General features: G+C 59.8%; 16 protein-coding genes. 8 read left to right on the forward strand and 8 right to left on the reverse strand.

Features of this window, described 5'->3' with window-relative positions; all coding sequences use genetic code 11:
* Nucleotides 1-107: 107 nt before the first annotated feature.
* Together ompR and BLU07_RS14255 are read left to right on the forward strand one after the other, a co-directional pair.
* The gene (gene ompR / locus BLU07_RS14250; protein ID WP_092388119.1) at nucleotides 108-836 is read left to right on the forward strand and encodes an osmolarity response regulator transcription factor OmpR; all 729 of its coding nucleotides are present in this window, start codon (nucleotides 108-110) and stop codon (nucleotides 834-836) included.
* Nucleotides 837-901: 65 nt separating this feature from the next.
* Nucleotides 902-2,137 carry an ATP-binding protein gene (locus BLU07_RS14255; protein WP_231701752.1) on the forward strand — a complete coding sequence of 412 codons (1,236 nt, stop codon included), beginning with the start codon at nucleotides 902-904 and terminating at the stop codon, nucleotides 2,135-2,137.
* Here the strand turns inward: BLU07_RS14255 and BLU07_RS14260 are convergent.
* From BLU07_RS14260 to pilG, 8 genes are all read right to left on the reverse strand, one after another.
* Nucleotides 2,134-2,607: a chemotaxis protein CheW gene (locus BLU07_RS14260; protein ID WP_092388125.1), complete on the reverse strand. Its 474-nt coding sequence runs from the start codon at nucleotides 2,605-2,607 to the stop codon at nucleotides 2,134-2,136. The two genes, BLU07_RS14255 and BLU07_RS14260, sit on opposite strands and share 4 nt — an antisense overlap.
* A gap of 29 nt (nucleotides 2,608-2,636) precedes the next feature.
* Nucleotides 2,637-3,620 carry a chemotaxis protein CheB gene (locus BLU07_RS14265; protein ID WP_092388128.1) on the reverse strand — a complete coding sequence of 328 codons (984 nt, stop codon included), beginning with the start codon at nucleotides 3,618-3,620 and terminating at the stop codon, nucleotides 2,637-2,639.
* On the reverse strand, nucleotides 3,613-9,930 hold the full coding sequence (locus BLU07_RS14270; protein WP_092388131.1) for a hybrid sensor histidine kinase/response regulator: 6,318 nt from the start codon (nucleotides 9,928-9,930) through the stop codon (nucleotides 3,613-3,615). The genes BLU07_RS14265 and BLU07_RS14270 overlap by 8 nt, the downstream gene beginning before the upstream one ends.
* A 2-nt stretch (nucleotides 9,931-9,932) precedes the next feature.
* Entirely contained in the window at nucleotides 9,933-10,814 is an 882-nt protein-coding gene (locus tag BLU07_RS14275) for a CheR family methyltransferase (RefSeq protein ID WP_407920078.1), read from the reverse strand.
* 59 nt (nucleotides 10,815-10,873) lie between these two features.
* Nucleotides 10,874-12,934 carry a methyl-accepting chemotaxis protein gene (locus BLU07_RS14280; RefSeq protein WP_092388134.1) on the reverse strand — a complete coding sequence of 687 codons (2,061 nt, stop codon included), beginning with the start codon at nucleotides 12,932-12,934 and terminating at the stop codon, nucleotides 10,874-10,876.
* Nucleotides 12,935-13,014: 80 nt separating this feature from the next.
* Entirely contained in the window at nucleotides 13,015-13,554 is a 540-nt protein-coding gene (locus BLU07_RS14285) for a chemotaxis protein CheW (protein WP_092388137.1), read from the reverse strand.
* Between the two features lie 43 nt (nucleotides 13,555-13,597).
* Nucleotides 13,598-13,963, reverse strand: a complete 366-nt coding sequence (gene pilH, locus BLU07_RS14290; protein ID WP_092388140.1) for a twitching motility response regulator PilH — start codon at nucleotides 13,961-13,963, stop codon at nucleotides 13,598-13,600.
* A gap of 35 nt (nucleotides 13,964-13,998) precedes the next feature.
* Nucleotides 13,999-14,412: a twitching motility response regulator PilG gene (gene pilG / locus BLU07_RS14295; protein ID WP_092388143.1), complete on the reverse strand. Its 414-nt coding sequence runs from the start codon at nucleotides 14,410-14,412 to the stop codon at nucleotides 13,999-14,001.
* Between the two features lie 205 nt (nucleotides 14,413-14,617).
* On the opposite strand from pilG, the gene gshB reads away from it, so the two are divergent.
* The 6 genes from gshB (at nucleotide 14,618) to BLU07_RS14325 (ending at nucleotide 19,112) form a co-directional block, all read left to right on the forward strand.
* On the forward strand, nucleotides 14,618-15,565 hold the full coding sequence (gene gshB / locus BLU07_RS14300) for a glutathione synthase (protein WP_092388146.1): 948 nt from the start codon (nucleotides 14,618-14,620) through the stop codon (nucleotides 15,563-15,565).
* Nucleotides 15,566-15,649: 84 nt separating this feature from the next.
* Nucleotides 15,650-16,549 (forward strand): energy transducer TonB, encoded by a 900-nt coding sequence (locus BLU07_RS14305; protein WP_092388149.1) that lies wholly within the window; start codon nucleotides 15,650-15,652, stop codon nucleotides 16,547-16,549.
* Between the two features lie 40 nt (nucleotides 16,550-16,589).
* A complete protein-coding gene (locus BLU07_RS14310; protein ID WP_092388152.1) occupies nucleotides 16,590-17,162 on the forward strand; it encodes a YqgE/AlgH family protein in 573 nt (190 codons plus the stop codon).
* The gene (ruvX, locus tag BLU07_RS14315) at nucleotides 17,162-17,599 is read left to right on the forward strand and encodes a Holliday junction resolvase RuvX (protein WP_092388155.1); all 438 of its coding nucleotides are present in this window, start codon (nucleotides 17,162-17,164) and stop codon (nucleotides 17,597-17,599) included. Before BLU07_RS14310 ends, ruvX begins: the two co-directional genes overlap by 1 nt.
* On the forward strand, nucleotides 17,596-18,114 hold the full coding sequence (gene pyrR, locus BLU07_RS14320) for a bifunctional pyr operon transcriptional regulator/uracil phosphoribosyltransferase PyrR (protein WP_092388158.1): 519 nt from the start codon (nucleotides 17,596-17,598) through the stop codon (nucleotides 18,112-18,114). Before ruvX ends, pyrR begins: the two co-directional genes overlap by 4 nt.
* Nucleotides 18,115-18,116: 2 nt before the next feature.
* Entirely contained in the window at nucleotides 18,117-19,112 is a 996-nt protein-coding gene (locus BLU07_RS14325; RefSeq protein WP_092388161.1) for an aspartate carbamoyltransferase catalytic subunit, read from the forward strand.
* Nucleotides 19,113-19,114: the final 2 nt, after the last annotated feature.

The raw sequence follows: 19,114 nt of genomic DNA on the forward strand, positions 1-19,114 counted from the left end.
CCAAAAGCCTACAAAACTTGTACAAAAGACATCTGATGTAACACTACATCAACCCAGAGTCGGCGGCGATCAGCCACAATAGGCGAAACAAACAAGGTAGAGCAGTTATGACCACAACCACTGAAGGCGAAAAAATCCTGATCGTTGATGACGATGTCCGCTTGCGCCGACTGTTGGAGCGCTTTCTCAGCGAACAGGGTTACCGTGTTCGCGCGGTCGAGAATACCGAGCAGATGGATCGTTTGCTGTCGCGCGAACTTTACTCATTGCTGGTACTCGATCTGATGCTCCCCGGCGAAGACGGCATGAGCGCCTGCAAGCGCCTGCGCGAGCAGGATGACAAGACCCCGATCATCATGCTCACCGCCAAAGGAGACGAAGCCAGCCGCATTCAGGGGCTGGAGTCTGGCGCTGATGATTACCTGCCGAAGCCGTTCAATCCGCGTGAACTGGTTGCCCGCATCAAGGCCGTGTTGCGGCGTCAGGCCCCCCAGGTTCCCGGCGCACCCAGCGCGGAAGACGACCAGGTCAGTTTCGGCGAGTTCGTTCTCAGCCTGGCTACCCGTGAATTGAGCAAGGGTGAAGAAGTCCACATGCTGACCACCGGCGAATTTGCCGTGCTCAAGGCTCTGGTGCAGCACCCGCGCCAGCCCCTGACCCGTGACAAGTTGATGCAACTGGCCCGCGGTCGCGAGTGGGATGCATTGGAGCGTTCGATTGACGTACAGATTTCCCGCCTGCGGCGCATGCTCGAACCCGATCCGTCCAAACCGCGCTATATCCAGACCGTATGGGGTGTTGGCTACGTCTTCGTGCCGGACGGCAAGGCAGCGTGAAAGGAGGGCCCGGCTGGCATCCATTGCTGCCCCGAAGTTTCTTTGCCCGCAGTATTCTGGTGCTCATGGTCGTGGTGCTGTTCGCCATGTTCCTCACCCTGGTCTACCTGCTGAGTAACGAAGACCTGCTGGTTGACCGCCAGTACAGCCATGGCACGGCCATGCTGGTGAAAACCTACTGGAGCAGTGACGCAGACACTCGCCGTGAAATCGAACAGATTACCGGCTTGCACATGGTCAGTCCGGATGCGGTACCGAGGGGCGAGTTTCACTGGCCCTACAGCGATATATTTACCCGACAGCTGCGCAACGAACTGGGAGACCAGACCCAGGTTCGCGTTCGCGTCAGTCAGAACCCGGCCATCTGGATTCACCAGCCCGGCTACTACCGCGACCATTGGCTAAAGATCCCCCTGCTCGCCCATCCACTTCGCGGGCAGCGTATCTGGATGGTCATAACCTGGTTGCTGTCGATTGCCATGCTGTCGATCGGTGCCGCCTGGGTACTGGTGCGACAGTTGATTCGTCCGCTGAAAGCACTTGAACGAGCGGCCGAACGCATCGGCCAGGGTCGCAACGTGCGGCTGCTGGATACCGGTGGGCCCGCTGAAATTGCTCAGGTTTATCATGCTTTCAACCAGATGGCGCAGGATGTCGAGCAAGCCAGCCGTGAACGCGGCCTGCTGCTGGCCGGCATCTCCCATGACCTGCGGACCCCCTTGACGCGCATGCGACTGTCTACCGAGCTGCTGTCAAGTGCCGAGCCGGAGCTGACCGAAGGCATGATCCGCGATATTGAGGATATGGATGCGATTCTCGACCAGTTCATGACCTACATCCGGGACGGCAGCGCCGAACCACTGGAACAAACCGATGTGAATGAATTGATCTGTGAGGTCGTGGCACCGCTGAATACCGGTGAAGAGCAGGTTCGTCTGTGCCTGCAACCTCTACCCGGCCTTCCACTGCGCCGCCTGTCGATCAAGCGGGTGCTGACCAATCTGATCGAGAATGCATTGCGCCACGGTGGCCATGAAGTCGAAGTAGCCACCTATGTGACCCGTGCGGCCGCTCAACCCTATCTGGTGATCAGCGTGCTGGACCGTGGGCCGGGGATTGATCCGATCGAGAGTGAAACCCTGTTTACGCCTTTTATCCGAGGCGATCGCGCGCGCACCACCAAAGGCACCGGGCTCGGCCTTGCCATCGTCAAACGGGTTGCCGACAGCCACGGCGCCACCGTGCAGTTGCTTAATCGCAGCGGTGGCGGTACCGAAGCCCGATTGAGCTTTCCGGTTTAGCCAAACGCCCCGACATCGGCCAGCTGTTGCTCCAGTGCTTGCAGGTCGGGAATAAGCAGCGGTTGCTCCACCTCGGCCAACCGCACCTGCTGAAGTATGCCGGGCAGTACCGGTTGCTCGGATTCGGCGCTGATTTCACCGCGCAACACCTTGCGGGAACGGGGAATACCGGATACCCGCAAGGCAAAGAAGTGCACACCACCGCGACCACCGATGGCATTCATCACCAGTGCCTGATCGCGACTGGTATCGTTGGAGCTGGGCAGCCCAAACAGACTGGCCGGATCCATCACCGCCACGCGTTGATCACGCCAGCGCATCCAGCCAAGAAACCAGTCCGGACTGCTGGCCGGTGGTGCTTCATGGCGGCGATAACCACTCAACTCGGCAACTGCCACGTTGGGCAGCAGCAAACCTCGGTCGGCCAATGGAACTATCAACCCATTGAGACTTTCCAGTGCATCTGACATCAACCGACTCCTCTTTCAAGTGCCGACTCTCAGGGAGCCGCCACTGATTCCTGTTTCATCCAGTGCTGCATGGCTGCTGCCAGTTGCTCCGGGGTCCCCTGCAGGCTACACACACCGGCCTGACGCACGGCTTCCGGCATGGTTGCACAGGCAGCACTCTCGGCATTCTGCGTCCACACCGGCATCCCCTGATCACGCAAGCGGGTGCAGGCATCCACGCCATCTTCCCCCATCCCACTGAACACGATGGCACCACAGGCCGGAGCAAAGACCTGGCTTACCTCATCGATCACTGCTGCAATCGACGGCTGGTAGGGGCCCGGCCAGGCCTCGGGACTCAAGCGCACGCGCCCTTCGGGAGTGAATCGCAAGCGTTGATCAACCGGTACCACCAATACCTCGCCATGATACAGAGGGCGCTCGGGCACACAGGTATGGATATGCCACTGATTGTGGCGGCCAACGATCTGCGGCAATTGCTGTTCAAAACCGGCATCGATATGTTGGGCATAGACCAGAGCCAACGGTAAGCTGGCCGGCAAATGATCGAGAAACGCCTTGACCGCTGCCGGCCCCCCCAGTGAAGCGGCCAGCACCCAGACGCAGGATGCACTGGGTATACCCGGTGAGCCAACGTCCAGCGGTACGTCAAACAACCGGTGCAATTCGGGTTTACCCCGAGGTGACTCACCGACCAGACCTGCCAGCTTGGCGTACAAGCGACGCAGGCAACGGGGATAATCCTCGCTGTCGCGCTGCGGAATCTGCCCGACGCCGAGCAGAACAGGCGCCTGGCTATACTCCAGCAACCAGTCGGTCAAGGCTGACTCCTCGGCCAACTCAACCAGCCAGGCCGCCGCCAACTGCTCTGGCAACAGCATCAATGCGTCGGGCTGATCCGGATCGAAGCAATTGACCGCATACCCCAACTGGCTGACCGCATCAGCCAGGGCTGCCCGCTTGGGTTCACGGGCGACCAGTACTACAGGTGCCGAACAATCTGGCTCAGACACGCTCGGGCACCAGTTTGGCAATCGCCTCCAGCAACTGACTTTCCTGATAGGGCTTGCCCAGATAATCGTTTACGCCGATCCCTTTTGCCCGCTCACGGTGCTTCTCACCGGTACGCGAGGTAATCATCACGATGGGCAGCTCTTTCAGCTCCTCGTCGTGGCGTACCAGGGTAGCCACTTCGAAGCCATCCATGCGCGGCATTTCGATATCCAGCAGCATGATGTCAGGCTTCACATCCTGCAATTTGGCAATCGCATCGACCCCGTCCTTGGCGGTGACGACCTCCATGCCATGGCGCTCGAGCAGGCGGCTGGTGACCTTGCGTACAGTGATCGAATCATCGACGACCATGACCAGGGTAGCACGCTGCTCCGGTATCCGTTCGAGCTGCGCACGCTCACTGGCGAGACGCTGCTGCGACAACTGGGCATGCTGGGCCCGGATGATCGCCAACAGATCCAGAATCACTACCACGCGACCATCACCAAGAATGGTCGCCCCGGAAATACCCGAAACCACGGCAAACTGTTTACCCAGGTTTTTCACCACGATTTCACGCGAACCGGCCAGAGCATCTACCTGCACCGCAACACTGTGCTCACTCCCGCGTACCAGAATGACCGGCAACGGCAAGGTATGCCCGGTCAGTTTGGGTTGCTGACCGGTCGCCAGCAGGTCGCCCAGATAGCTCAGTTCATACGTCTTGCCCGCATACTCGAAGGGCGGTGCATCTTCGGCGTAATAGGCTTCCAGTTCGTAGCCCGATACGCGGACAATACCTTCAATGGTGTTCAACGGAATGGCATAGAGGTCATCACCGGAATACACCATCAGGGCGCGGTTGACCGATACGGTAAAGGGCAGGCGGATGGTTATCTGACTGCCCTCACCGGCTTTGGTATGGAGCAGAATACCGCCGCCAAGCTGTTTCACTTCGGCATTGACCACATCCATGCCCACACCACGCCCGGAAACCTGAGTTACCTTGGCTGCCGTCGAGAAGCCGGCTTCCAGAGTAAAGTCGAGCAACTCCTGGTCGGTCAGGTCGGTGTCGGCGTCAATCAATCCACGTTCGAGCGCTTTCTCACGGATGCGCTGCAAGTTGATCCCGGCGCCGTCATCCTGGATCGACAGAATGATTTCGCTCCCTTCACGGTGCAGGTCGATACTGATCAGGCCGGTTTCCGCTTTACCCGCTTCACGGCGTTGTTGCGGCAACTCGATACCGTGGTCGACCGCATTGCGCAACATGTGCTCCAGCGGGCCGATCATGCGCTCGAGTACGCTACGGTCCATCTCGCCGTCAGCCTGCTCGACAACCAGTTCGACCTGCTTGCCAAGTTCGTTCGACACCTGGCGTACGATACGCCGCAGGCGTGGCAACAAACGCTCGAAGGGCACCATGCGCGTACGCATCAGACCTTCCTGCAATTCAGTATTCACCCGCGCCTGTTGCAGCAACAGGGTTTCCGCATCCCTGGCTTTGGCCGCCATGGTTTCTTTCAGGTCGAACAAGTCAGACGCAGACTCGAAGAGTGATCGCGACAGTTGCTGGAGCTGGGAATAACGGTCCATTTCCAGTGGATCAAAGTCTTCGTAGCTGTGCTCGATCTCTTCCTGGTGACGGGACAGAATCTGTGCCTGCGTCTCCATGTCCAATCGGCGCAACTGGTCACGTACCCGTTCGATGGTGCTTTCCATTTCCCCGAGGGTATAACCCAGATCACTGACCTGCTGCTCGATACGGCCACGGAAAATCGAGGTTTCCCCGGCCAGGTTGACCAGATCCTCAAGCAGGTCAGCTGGCACCTTGACGCTTTCCTGCGTAGCACCACGGCTGCGCCCACCACTGCTGGTTCGCTCCATCGCCTGCTGCAGGATCGACTTGACCTCAGCCAGTGTCTGCGATGCCGGACGTGGCGCGGTTGCTTCAGCCGGTTGCAAGGCAACCGGCTCCGCTGAAGCGGGTACTGGCTCAGGCGGTGCTGATTCCGCGCTCTCGGCAGGACCGGGGTCAGCCGGCTCAGCAACCGACGGCGATTGACCAGAACTCAATGCAGCAATCCGTTCCTGCAGGTCGCTCAATTGCTTCAGCAGGCTGGCGCTGTCGGTTTGCGCATTGTCCAGAGCCTGCTCCAGGGCCCATGCCTGATCAGCCAGTGCCTGTTCGCCGGCCATGCGCGCACCGCCCTTGACTGCCTGAATCTGATGCTTGGCCTGGGCACGCTCCTGCTCATCCTCGCTACCAATCCATGCGGTACAGGGCTGCAACAACTCCTGCGCTTCCTCGAGGAAGATCCCCAACATCCCCGCTGCCGGATCCACCCCTACCGGCGCTGCCGGGGCAGCTTCCGTGACATCGGTGGTTGATTGGGCATCTGCATCCGGCATAGTCACCGGCTGGCTCGGATCGGCACGGAAACGACGAATACTGTCAATCAGGCCACGTCCATCGCTGATCGCCTGACCAGCAACCACGCCATCAATCATATCGGCAAGGCTGTCGTGGCAGGCATGCAGCAGCTGCATCAGTCCGGGGTTGGCGCCGTATCGCTGATTACACAGATCTTCGTAAAGGAATTCCAGTTCATGCGCCAGATCACCCACCGGGGTAATCTCGGCCATGCGCGCACCACCCTTGAGGGTGTGCAAGTCACGCTGCAGCTCTTCTACGGGCAGGGTATTGCTGGTGTCTTCGCCCCATTGCTGCAGGCTGCTCGCCGAACTGTCGATAATTTCCTGGGCTTCTTCGAGGAAAATCTCCACCAGTTCAGCGTCAGTGCCAGCACTTTCAGGGTGCCAGCTACCGGCAACATCCTTGCGGGGCGGAGCAGGCGTCTCAACCGCCGTCGGCTCACTATCAATGGTCGGCAGTTGCGCACGCGGCAACAGACCTTCGAGCCGAGCAATTTCCTGTGTCGCAGGCACCACCAGTTGATGTGCAGCAACCTGATCCATCATGCCGATCAGCCGTTCATGCCCGTCCATCAGGGCATCACGCACGCTGTCGGTCATTTCCAGACGCTCTTGCTGCAACAGATGGTGCACCTGTTCCAGCGCCTCGCTCAGACGTTCGATCGGGGGCAGTTCGACATCGCCAGCCACCTCGGCCAAGGCGCGCAAACTGTTCTGGGTGCGAACATGGTCCAGTTCGTTCCCGGCCTGCATTTCATCAGCGGCATCCAGCAGCAAATCAACCCCCTCGGTGAGGAAGATTGACATCAGACCCGGGCCACTGCCCGGCTCCAGATCACTGCGGCTGCTGTCACGCAACTGCATGCCCTGCTGTTCCAGCATGGTTATCTGGTCAAGGAATTCTGCACTGCCGGCAATCGTTTGCTGAGGGGTCGAATAGAGCTGCTGCAAACCACTGTCAAACAGGGTAACCGCAACCGAGAGCAGATCGACCAGCGCCTGATCAGCCGGCACCAGATTGGCCTTGAAGGTCTTGATCAGTTTTTCCAGCGGCGTGGCCAGGTCGGCGATCGGTGCAATACCCGCCATGTGTGCACTGCCCTTGAGGGTGTGCAGGGCTCGCTGCAAGGCATCACTTATCGGACGCGGCAAACCTTGCTGACACTGCTCGATGAAGGCATTGATCTGTGCAATGTGGCTTTGCGTTTCGTTGTGGAAAATATCCAGCAGGATCGGGTCAAGGCCTTCCTCGTCATCCGCTTCTGCTGCCGCCTGTAGTTCGTTCAGGCCAGCCTCGGGGGCAACCAGCTCCGGCGTCGCTGGCGTCTCGTCGGTGTCTTCTGGCAGCACGTCGGGCTGATCGGATTGAACATCCGCGATGCTGTCGCTGTCGTCTACCGAGGTCACCTCGGCAACATCATTCGGCAGCTCATCCAGCTCGTCCAGTTCCGGCACCGGCAATGCCGCATCGCTATCCGTTTCTGCCTCTGCCCCGGGCGATTGCTCTGCAGGCTCCAACGGCTGCTCATGCTCAGTCGCGGGCTCGTCTGCCGGCAGCGGAGTCTCACCCCGCGACAGGGCGTCGGCCTGGGCACTCAACTGTGCAACCTCGGGCAACATCTGCGACTGACTGCTGGCAAAATCCTCGACCAGCCGCGGCATCAAGGCCCGCACCGCATTCACCGTGGAAAAGACCGCCGGGGTCAATTCAATACTGCGATCAATGACCCGGTTGAGCATATTCTCGACCGACCAGGCCAGCTCGGCAAGCACACTGGCCTGTACCATGCGCCCACTGCCCTTGAGCGTATGGAAAGCGCGGCGAACTTCGGCGCAAGCCTTGTCATCCTGATTGTCGGCTTCCCATTGCGGCGTGAACTCGGTCAGTGTTTCCAGCACTTCGCCCGCTTCTTCGACGAAGATTTCAACCAGCTCGGGGTCAATCAGATCATCGTCGTCATCCGTGTCGGCTTCTGCTGCGCCGGCAATGGGCGCATCCGGCAAGTCAGTATCGTCGCTGTCTTCCGCGCCTGACGCAGGCTCAGTGATGTCGTCTTCGACGGCTTCGGCAGGCAACTCGGCCGACAGCTCGGGCTCGACCGAGATCGACTCTGGCTCAGAGGCATCCGCCTCGGCGGATGGCTCCTCCAGCGGGGCGGTCTCGGCATCGGCTTCTGGCGTCTCAGGTGCTGCTGCCGGCAATTGCGCCGGATGGAAGCCCAGGTCCTGCAAGCGCTCTTCGGCGACAACCAGGATGCTGTCACTGCGCTCAGGATCATCCTCGGCCAGACGCTCAAGATAATAATCAATGCTGGTAACCACGTCTGCCAGGCTATCCAGCGCCTGCCACTGCGGCCTCGCACCCTCCTGAACCAGACTCTCCAGCAGATAACGGCGGCACGCATTCACCGCCGCAGCCGGACGCTCCAGGCCCAGCATGGACAAGCCACCCCGGACACTGGTCAGCAGGTCATCGACCGGGGCCAGCTGTGCATGATCCCACTGATTGATGATGAAGGCATTGATGCAATCGCGGGTCTGCTCCAGTGCATTACGGGCTTCCTGCACGACCTGACGCTGCACCAGCGCCATATCCTGCGCCGACGCCAGCCGCTCCACATCACTGTCCGCGTTGTCCTTGCTGCCACTGAGTCCGGCAATACCGTGCAGGCTGGCTTCGACAAAGAGAATACCGCCCGCAACATCCATCAACGCGGCGTCGGTCAGGTTGCTCTTCCCGGTCGCCATGCGCTCGACCTGTTCGATCTGTTCCAGCAGCACTCGCCGTGGCTGGCCCAGACCCAGCATGGCCAACGTATCGGCAACCTGTTTGATGGTCGGCAGCAAGTCGTGCAAGCGCTCGGGACTACTGCGATCACCACGCACAAAGAGGTCTAGCTGATCCTTGATCTGCAGCAGTTCTTCAGACAGGGCCTGGGCCACCGACTGCATGGCCGACCGGTCAGGGCCCACCAGCTGGCGGCTACCACTCGCCGGTTCATCCTCGGCTTTCCACAACTCCTGCAATTGATAGCGCTGTTTCAGTGCATCCAGCCGCGGACTGCCGCCCGGGCTCTTGGCCACATAGAAGAGCAGATTGCGCAGCAGTTCATTGGCCGGAGGCACACTGATACTGGCAGGCTCGTCCTTGAGTTGACGCAGTTCGCGGTCAGCCTGACGCAACAACTGGCGAATCGAGCTGCCATTGCTGATACTGCCGGTGGCCAGGCCTTCGGCAATCCCGGCAAACACGCGCCAGAGCTCCGCCCAGTCACTGCCCTGACACAGCCGTTCCAGGCGAGCAAACACCTTGACCAGTTGCTCGCTGTTGGCGCTCACATCACGATCACGGATAACCCCCAGCTGCGCCACTTGCAAGACTTGTCGCAACTTGCGCAATTGCTGCCGGCTGGCCTCACTGGTGAAGTCAGGCAAGCCATCATCGGACGGGGCCTCGGGCTCCAGACGCTCGGCACTGAATACCGCGCTTTCCGACAACAGTTTTTCGCCACGCGCGCTGCGCATATCGTTCAACAGGGGCAATAGCAACATGGGCAGGTCACGCCGGCCACTTTGTACCTTGTCGAGGTAGACCGGCATTTGCAGGATGGCCTGCATCAGAACTTCCAGTGCCTCATCAATATTGCTGGCCTGGCCATGCATCATTGCCTGGGCGAGCTTTTCCATTTCTTCGGCCAGCAAGGCTGCGCCGTAGAACTCGACCATCTGCAGCGTGCCATGCACCTGATGGATATAGGTGAGGCAAAACCGCAAGCGGGTGGAGTCATCCGGTTGCGCTACATAGGCCTCCAGCGCCTGCCGGGCCTGCTGCAACGTTGCGGAAATTTCACCTTTGACCCAGTCGAGGGCAACATAATCATGCCGATCACCCATATTCACTCCTGATCCGCGTTGTCATCCCGCCGCACCCAGGCCTGGACCCGGTCGTCGGCTACAGGAATAAGCAGGGGGTTGTGCCAGTCTGTTATCTCACCAAGGCCAATCACCAGCATGCCGCCCGGTACCAGGCGGCGAGCCAGCATGTTGAGCAAGTCTCGGCGCCGCCAACGGCGGAAGTAGATCAACAGGTTCTGACAAAAAATGATGTCCATATCCTGAATGGGTGCCTGGGCCAACTCAAGAATGTTGAGGCGGCTGAAACACACCCGTTCACGCAGGTTTTCACTGATCTGCAATTGACCATTCTCACGGCCACTCAACCAGCGGCGTATTTCCGCTTCCTGCAAGCCTCCCATGCGTGAAGCCGGGTAGGTCGCAGCACGCCCCTGCTCCAGGGCCTTGAGGCTGATATCGGTCGCCCAGATACCATAATTCTGGCGTTTGCCGACCTGAGCCATGGCCTGCTCCAGAGTAATTGCCAGTGACCAGGCTTCTTCGCCACTGGCACACCCCAGGCTCCATAACTGCAGCGGTTGGCCGCCATCACTCTGCTGCAAGCGCTGTTGCAAGTGACGACCAACACAGTCAAACGATGGCCGGTGGCGCATAAAGCTGGTTTCGCGCACGGTGAGGTGGTCAATCAATGCCGACCACTCGATGGTTCCGGTCAGGCCGTCGGTGACGTAATCGTAGTAACGTTGATAATCATCGATCTGCAATGCACGCATGCGGCTACACAGGCTGGTTTGCAAATAAACCCGGCGCTGATCACTGACGCATACACCGGTGCGCGCCTCCAGCAGCATCTGCCACTGGCGGAACTGTTCCGCATCCATATCCGGTACTTGTTGCAGCGACCAGTTGGGTGTTGTCTGCACGACTGCTACCTCGCCCTTGTCGACCGACCGGTCACCCGCAGGCAACCGGTCGAATCAGCTTAGTCTTGTGACTCGGGCAGGGTAAAGCCTGCTGCCGATTGCCGCATGTCTTCGGCCAGCTTGGCCAAATCACCAATGCTGCGTGCGGTAGTGGTCGTACCCGTCGAGGTTTGCGTGGTGATTTCCTGAATGACGTTCATCGTGTTGGAAATGTGGCCCGCCGAGGATGCTTGCTGACGGGCAGCGTTGGAGATGTTCTGAATCAAGGCAGCAAGACTGGTTGATACCTTCTCGATTTCTTCCAGGGCAACACCCGCGTCCTGCGCCAGGCGAGCACCACGAACAACCTCCGAGGTGGTTTGCTCCATCGAGATAACCGCTTCGTTGGTATCGGTCTGAATGGTTTTGACCAGCGCTTCAATCTGCTTGGTCGCCCCGGAGGAACGTTCCGCCAGACGCTGTACTTCGTCGGCAACTACCGCGAAGCCACGACCGGCATCACCCGCCATGGAAGCCTGAATCGCTGCGTTCAGTGCCAGGATGTTGGTCTGGTCGGCAATATCGTTAATCAGACTTACGATGTCACCAATCTCCTGCGAGGACTCACCCAGACGCTTGATCCGCTTCGAGGTGTCCTGAATCTGCTCACGAATGGTATCCATGCCGGTAATGGTGTTCTGCACCACTTCGTTACCCTTGTTGGCAATGGCAACCGAACGTTCTGCTACCGCGGAGGATTCCGCGGCGTTGGCTGATACCTGGTCAATCGACACGGCCATCTCGTTCACCGCCGCCGAGGCGCCGGCAATTTCCTGCGCCTGGTGCTCGGACGCTTCAGCCAGATGCATCGCCGTACCCTGGGTTTCCTGCGCGGCATCGGCTACTTTCTGCGCGGTTTCGTTAATGGTTGCTACCAGTGCACGCAGTTGGTCAATGGAGAAGTTGATCGAGTCGGCAATCGCCCCGGTGAAGTCCTCGGTAACCGTGGCCTCCGCCGTCAGGTCACCATCCGCAAGGTCGGCGATCTCATCCAGCAGACGCAGAATCGCCGCCTGGTTACGCTCGTTTTTCTCGGCAGTTTCGGCCAGACGTTCACGCGTTTCCTGTGCCCGTTCACGGCTCTCACGGGTCATCTGCACACCGATCAGAAGAATACTGACAAGCGCAATCAGGCCCAGCACATAACCAATCAGGGTGTTGATCCAGCGAGCGTCTGCACGTGCCTGGAAGCCGGCATTCAATTCGGAAACGTTCTGCAGCACCTGACCGGAATCGGTAAAGATCTGGTTGGCCGATTGGCGTACCTGATACAACTCCGGCGACGTCAGCAGGATCTCGTCGACCGAGTCGGACACGAAGCGGAACAGGCCATCAATTTCTTCCAGCAGGAACACGGCCTCGGGGTTGGTTACCTGGGTGACACCCATGACATCGTCACCTTCCAGCATGCCCTGAAGTACGCGACCAAAGAGGCTGGCGTCACGACCAAAGCTTTCTGCTGCCAGCACGGCATCGAAGTCACCGGTCAGTACCCGGTTGACCGAGCCCAGAATCCGTTGCGCGAGGAGTGACTGACGCTGGGCGATGGCCACCTGTTCGGCGGTAGCGCCACTGGCAATCAACACATCTACCACATCCTCATATTCTACCTGCAACTGCGGCACGGTATCCGACAGGGTAGCGGCTACCGCATGCAAGGAGATGACCGTGCTCTGGCTGGCCAGAATGCTGTCCGCATTGGCACGCACCTGATCCCAGTCTGCCTGCACACTGGCCATCTGTGGGGACAGGCTGCTCGGAGCGGCAGGCAGGCCGGTTTCATCGTGCCCGGAAACCAGGTAATCCCAGCGCTCCTGGAAATCGTTGCGAGCTCGCAGCAATAGCGGGAAGGCTTCTTCGGTACCCGTAGCCGCCTCAGTCGCCGAGGTCGACAACTGCTGCGACAGTACCCGCAGCTCCCCGGTATGGGCAATGTATTCGGCATCGTACCCGGTCTGGATATTCAGGTAGACGAAGTTGACGAACAGCAACAGCAGCGACAGGATCAGCGCGGCAAACAGGCCGGTAATCCTCCGGTTGCTGAGCATGGTATTGAATATCTGTTTATCGAGCTTCTTCATTCGGTCTGGCCCCTACCTGGCCTGCAGCCTGCTACTTTGTTTTACCTTGTTTGTGACCACCACCGGCAGCCACCCCTGCATCAGATTGCTACATCAAGAAATGCCTGATCATGCGCCAGCGCACGAAAGTTGAACACCATGGCGTTGCCCGTCTCACTGGCGTAACTGCCAACCACGAAGGGTGCCAGTACACCGGCTTCGGCCGGCACCAGGGTGGAGAATTGATTGACGGGGAAATGCTGCATGCCGAGCACTTCGTCGACCAGGAGCCCGGCAAAGACATCGTCACGATCAAGAACCAGCACCCGGCGCTGCTTGCGTGGCACCGTGTTGCTGGCAGCAAAGAAACGGCTCAGGTCAATGATGGGCAACAAACGCCCACGCACGTTGGCTACCCCGCGCACCCAGGACTTGACCCTGGGCAAGGCGGTATAACGAGGTTCATGCAGGATTTCACTGACTTCGCCCATTGCCGCAACCAGATGCTGGCCGGCAAGGCGGAAACCGACACCACTCCAGGTCTCGCTGACCACTTCCTGGGCCGGCAGACCAGCAGCTTGCTGCCGACAAGCGGCAGCCAGTTGCATGAGTTGGTCGAAGGGATGAAGAGTGTCTGACATGCCGGTCCTGTTCTGATTATTGTACGGCGCTTTGTTTTTCCAACTAGCCGCCCAGGACCGCCTTGAGGGTCCGGATCAATGTGTCTTCCTCGACCGGCTTGGTCAGGTAGTCCTTGGCGCCCTGGCGCTTGCCCCAGACCTTGTCGGTTTCCTGGTCCTTGGTGGTCACGATAATCACCGGGATAGCGGCGGTTTCCGGGTCCTTGGTCAGTTGCCGGGTGGCCTGAAAGCCGTTGAGACCAGGCATGACGATATCCATCAGTACCGCATCAGGCTTTTCCTGCCGCGCCAGTGCGACGCCATCGGCGCCATTTTCCGCCTTGAGTACTTCATGGCCATGCTTTTCCAGCATGCCCGTGAGCTTGTACAGCTCGGTTGGCGAATCATCAACTACAAGAATACGGGCCATCGGACTCCCCCAAAAAAATTGAACGTCAGCGCGCGTCAGGCGTCAGCCGCACCGGCGACGTGATCACTGCTTGGAATGTGGGCGCGGATTGCGCTCAACAGCTCTTCCTTGCTGAATGGCTTGGTCAGATACTGATCGGAACCGACAATTCGGCCTTTCGCCTTGTCAAACAGACCGTCCTTGCTCGACAGCATGATGACAGGTGTACCACGGAAGGCGCTGTTGTTCTTGATCAGTGCACAGGTTTGATAACCATCCAGGCGCGGCATCATGATATCGACAAAAATGATGTCGGGATGATTGTCGGCAATCTTGGCCAACGCATCAAAACCATCGACCGCCGTGATGACGGTACAGCCAACTTTTTTCAGCAAGGTCTCCGCCGTACGACGAATAGTCTTGCTGTCATCAATGACCATGACCTTGAGGCTTTCAAAATTTTCTTCCATAAGACCAGCCTTTATTTTTGCGTTGGGCCAGGGAGAATGGCGGCATGGTGCCACCTCCAGACCAGCCAATCCCTTTTCCGGGTACTTTTAACACAGTTTTTCAGGGCAATCTATAAAGCCAACCGAATCATGCCACTTCCAAGCGCTGCCAGACAGACGTTACACTGCCGCCTCAGCCCTTTTCTGTACCGGAGAAACCAGCCAGATGACCGTTCGCGTCGGCGTTGTGATGGACCCTATTCAAACCATTCACTACAAGAAGGATAGCACTCTGGCGATGTTGCTGGCAGCGCAAAATCGCGGTTGGCAACTTGAGTACCTGGAACCACAGGACCTGTACCTGGAAAACGGGCGTGCCATGGGCGTGATGAGCCCGTTGCAGGTGTTTGCCGATCCCCAGCACTGGTTCGATTTGCAACCCGCCAGCCAACGCCCCCTGAGCGATCTGGATGTGATCCTGATGCGCAAGGACCCGCCCTTCGACAACGAATTTCTCTACGCCACTCATCTGCTCGAAGCCGCCGAGCGCGAGGGCGTACTGATCGTCAACCGTCCTCGCAGCTTGCGCGACTGCAACGAAAAACTCTTTGCCACCCAGTTTCCCCAATGCACGCCTGAGCTGGTCGTCAGTCGCCGCGCCGACATCTTGCGCGATTTCGTCCGCGAGCACGGCGACACCATTCTCAAACCACTGGATGGCATGGGCGGCAGTCAGATCTTCCGCGTGCGCGCCGACGACCCCAACATCAGCGTGATTATCGAATCCCTGACCCTGCACGGCCAACAGCAGATCATGGCGCAGCGCTATCTGCCGGAAATTGCGCTCGGCGACAAACGCATTCTGATGATCGAGGGCGAGCCGGTCCCCTATTGTCTGGCACGGATTCCCTCACAGGGCGAAACCCGTGGCAACCTGGCCGCTGGCGGCCGAGGCGAAGCACGCCCGCTGAGCGAGCGTGACCGCTGGATTGCTGCCGAGGTTGGCCCCAGCCTGCGTGAACGCGGCCTGTTGTTTGTCGGCCTGGATGTGATCGGCGATTACCTGACCGAAATCAACGTCACCAGTCCGACCTGTATCCGCGAAATCGATGCTGCGCAGGGCACCGATATCGGTGGTCAACTGATGGATGCCATTGCCCGACAGCTGGCCTGAGTCGGCGCTGAGAATGGACATTCTCGGCCCGGGACGGCAGACTGCGTGCAAGCAGCCGCCACGCAACCCGGGCCAGTGATTCGCATGCAACAGACAGCCAGTGCCACCCCCACACCGATACCGCCACAAGCCAGTGCGCGGGACCGGCTCGGTTTTACCCTGTTCCTGGCCGCAGTCCTGCACGCGCTGGTCATTCTCGGCATCACCTTTGACTTGCCCAGCCCCAGCGATGTTGCCCGCTCACTGGAAATCACTCTGGCCACCCAACCCAGTGAAGCACGCCCGGAAGAAGCTGACTTTCTCGCCCAGCATGACCAGCAGGGTAGCGGCACCCTGGACGAGCTTGCCGCCCCGAGCACTACGGAAGAGTCGCCGTTTCAAGCCAGCGAAATCCATGAAGTCACGCCGCCCAGCGAACCCGCCGCACCCGACCCCGTCACCGACACCAGTGAATCGGTTGTCACCAGCACGCAAGTCAGCCGTGACCAGGTGTCCCGGCAAGAGCCCACCCCGGAGCCCGTCGAGCAAACGCGCAACGTACAACGCTTCGATATGTCACAACTGTCGGAAGAGATTGCCAGCCTGGAAGCACAACTGGCCGAGGAACGGCAACTGTATGCCAAACGCCCCCGCATTCATCGCTTGAATGCGGCCTCGACCATGCAAGACAAAGGCGCCTATTACAAGGACTCCTGGCGGCGCAAGGTTGAACGTGTCGGCAATCAGAACTACCCCGCCGAAGCCCGCGAGAACAAAGTCTATGGCAGCTTGCGTCTGCTCGTCTCGATCAACCGCGACGGCACCCTGCGTGAGGTACAAGTGCTGGAATCGTCGGGACACGATATTCTTGACCAGGCCGCCATTCGCATCGTCCGCCTGTCGGCCCCCTTTGCTCCCTTTACCGGGGATCTGATGGATGTCGACGTGCTGGAAATCATCCGCACCTGGCGCTTCGAACGCGGGGATCGGGTTTCCAGTCGTTGAGCGCTTGCCCTGAGCCGGGCTGACGCCCGATACTACACCCATGAATACGACCAGCCCGAGTTACCTCAAGCACCACTTCCTGCTCGCCATGCCCCACATGGCCGACGAGAATTTCGCGCACACCCTGATTTATCTCTGTGAGCATAATGCTGACGGCGCCATGGGCCTGATTATCAACCAACCCAGTGAACTCAACCTGGCCGAAGTCATCAGCCAATTGGCCCCGGAGCAACAATCCTTGCCAGCTGCGCTGTACGAGCAGAGTGTATTTGCTGGCGGGCCGGTGGAAACCGAGCGCGGCTTTGTGCTGCACGACGATCCGCGCCCCTGGGATGCCACTGCCGAACTCGGTGAGCTGCGCCTGACCACATCCCGTGACATCCTGCTGGCGATGGCCGATGGCGATGGCCCGGACCATACCCTGATCGCCCTGGGGTATGCTGGCTGGGATGCCGGCCAACTGGATCAGGAGCTGATTGACAATGTCTGGCTCAGCTGCCCGGCCGACCAGCACATCCTGTTTGATCTGGCACCCACGCAACGACTGCAGGCTGCCGCACGCAGCCTGGGGATTGACCTGGGCCAGCTCAGCAGCCAGGCGGGACATGCCTGATGGCTGAGCTGCAACGGGCGCTTGGCTTTGATTACGGCACCCGCCAGATCGGCGTCGCCGTTGGCCAGACCCTGACCGGCAGCGCCGAACCGCTGACCAATCTGCGTGCCCGAGACGGTATCCCCGACTGGGACGAGATTGGCGCGCTGATCAAGGAGTGGCGTCCGCAGGTGCTGATCGTGGGTCTGCCGCTGAACATGGATGGCACCGAGAGCGCCATGAGCATTCGTGCCGAAAAGTTTGCCCGGCGCCTGCATGGCCGCTTCCAGCTACCGGTGCACACCGTGGACGAACGCCTGAGCACCTTTGCCGCCAAGCAGAGCTTGCGCGACAATGGCCAAAGCCCCCAGAGTTACCGGGACAATCCGGTCGACAGCCTAGCCGCAGCGCTGCTGCTGGAAACCTGGCTGGCCGACCCACACAAGGAGACACCATGAGCAGCCTGCCTGCGGTGGAAACCCTGCTCGACAGCATGGCCGCCGACCTGACCCGCTACCTGGCCCAGCGCGGCCGCCAGGAGGTTGCCTTTGTCGGCATCCATACCGGCGGCGTCTGGGTTGCCGAAGCCCTGCGTCAGCGCAGCCTGCCCGACGCGCCGATGGGCACACTGGACATTGCCTTCTACCGCGATGACTACGAACAAAACGGCCTGCCTCAGCGTGTGCGCCCGTCCGAGCTCCCCTTTGATCTGGATGGTCGTCATCTGGTTCTGGTCGACGACGTTCTGATGACCGGCCGCACCATTCGCGCTGCGCTCAACGAGATCTTCGATTACGGTCGTCCGGCCTCGGTAACCCTGGTTACGCTGATCGATATTGAAGCCCGCGATCTGCCGATTCGTGCCGATGTGCTGGGTCGCAGCCTGTCGTTGGCTCCCGGCCAGCGGGTCAAGCTGACCGGGCCCGAACCACTGCAACTGACCCTGACCATGCCCACCGCGAGCACCCAGTGACCATGAGCCAGACGCACAGCCACCTGCAGCTCAACCAGCAGGGCCAATTGCGCCACTTCCTTACCGTGGAAGGGCTATCGGAAACCCTGTTGACCGAGCTGCTGGATACCGCCGATTCCTTCCTCGAAGTGGGTGAACGGGCAGTAAAGAAAGTCCCCTTGCTGCGCGGCAAGACCGTGTGCAACGTGTTCTTCGAGAACTCCACACGCACCCGCACCACCTTCGAGCTGGCCGCCAAGCGCCTGTCCGCCGACGTACTCAACCTGAACATCTCCACCTCCTCGACCAGCAAGGGCGAAACCCTGTTCGACACCCTGCAGAACCTCGAGGCCATGGCCGCCGACATGTTTATCGTACGTCACGGCGATTCCGGTGCGGCGCACTTCATTGCCCAGCAGGTCTGCCCGGAGGTTGCCATCATCAATGCCGGGGATGGCAACCACGCGCACCCGACCCAGGCCATGCTCGACATGCTGACCATCCGCCGCCATCGCGGGGATTTCCGTCAGCTGTCGGTGGCCATCGTCGGCGACATTCTGCACTCACGTGTCGCGCGTTCGAACATGCTCGCCCTGCAGACCCTGGGGTGTCCGGATATCCGCGTCATCGCGCCACGCACCCTGCTGCCCGCGGGCATCGAAGACTACGGTGTGCGGGTTTTCAATGACCTGCGCATCGGACTGCGTGATGTTGATGTGGTGATCATGCTGCGCTTGCAGAAAGAACGCATGCAAAGCGGCCTGTTACCCAGCGAAGGCGAGTTCTATCGCCTCTACGGCCTGACCCCGGAATCCTTGGCCCTGGCCAAACCCGGCGCACTGGTGATGCACCCGGGGCCGATCAATCGCGGGGTGGAAATTGCCTCGGAAGTGGCTGACGGTCCGCAATCGGTGATCCTCAATCAGGTCACTTACGGTATCGCCGTGCGCATGGCCGTCATGTCCATGGCCATGGCCGGCCAGACCACCCAGCGCCAGCTCAACCAGGAAGCCGAGTAACC

This window comes from Halopseudomonas salegens (genome assembly GCF_900105655.1).
Lineage (GTDB): Bacteria > Pseudomonadota > Gammaproteobacteria > Pseudomonadales > Pseudomonadaceae > Halopseudomonas > Halopseudomonas salegens.

Coding starts and splice junctions, on each gene's coding strand:
- gshB (WP_092388146.1), top strand. CDS start 14,618: ATGACCGTTCGCGTCGGCGTTGTGATGGACCCTATTCAAACCATTCAC.
- pilG (WP_092388143.1), bottom strand. CDS start 14,412: ATGGAAGAAAATTTTGAAAGCCTCAAGGTCATGGTCATTGATGACAGC.
- BLU07_RS14260 (WP_092388125.1), bottom strand. CDS start 2,607: ATGTCAGATGCACTGGAAAGTCTCAATGGGTTGATAGTTCCATTGGCC.
- BLU07_RS14285 (WP_092388137.1), bottom strand. CDS start 13,554: ATGTCAGACACTCTTCATCCCTTCGACCAACTCATGCAACTGGCTGCC.
- ompR (WP_092388119.1), top strand. CDS start 108: ATGACCACAACCACTGAAGGCGAAAAAATCCTGATCGTTGATGACGAT.
- BLU07_RS14255 (WP_231701752.1), top strand. CDS start 902: ATGGTCGTGGTGCTGTTCGCCATGTTCCTCACCCTGGTCTACCTGCTG.
- BLU07_RS14325 (WP_092388161.1), top strand. CDS start 18,117: ATGAGCCAGACGCACAGCCACCTGCAGCTCAACCAGCAGGGCCAATTG.
- pyrR (WP_092388158.1), top strand. CDS start 17,596: ATGAGCAGCCTGCCTGCGGTGGAAACCCTGCTCGACAGCATGGCCGCC.
- ruvX (WP_092388155.1), top strand. CDS start 17,162: ATGGCTGAGCTGCAACGGGCGCTTGGCTTTGATTACGGCACCCGCCAG.
- BLU07_RS14280 (WP_092388134.1), bottom strand. CDS start 12,934: ATGAAGAAGCTCGATAAACAGATATTCAATACCATGCTCAGCAACCGG.
- BLU07_RS14270 (WP_092388131.1), bottom strand. CDS start 9,930: ATGGGTGATCGGCATGATTATGTTGCCCTCGACTGGGTCAAAGGTGAA.
- BLU07_RS14310 (WP_092388152.1), top strand. CDS start 16,590: ATGAATACGACCAGCCCGAGTTACCTCAAGCACCACTTCCTGCTCGCC.
- BLU07_RS14305 (WP_092388149.1), top strand. CDS start 15,650: ATGCAACAGACAGCCAGTGCCACCCCCACACCGATACCGCCACAAGCC.
- pilH (WP_092388140.1), bottom strand. CDS start 13,963: ATGGCCCGTATTCTTGTAGTTGATGATTCGCCAACCGAGCTGTACAAG.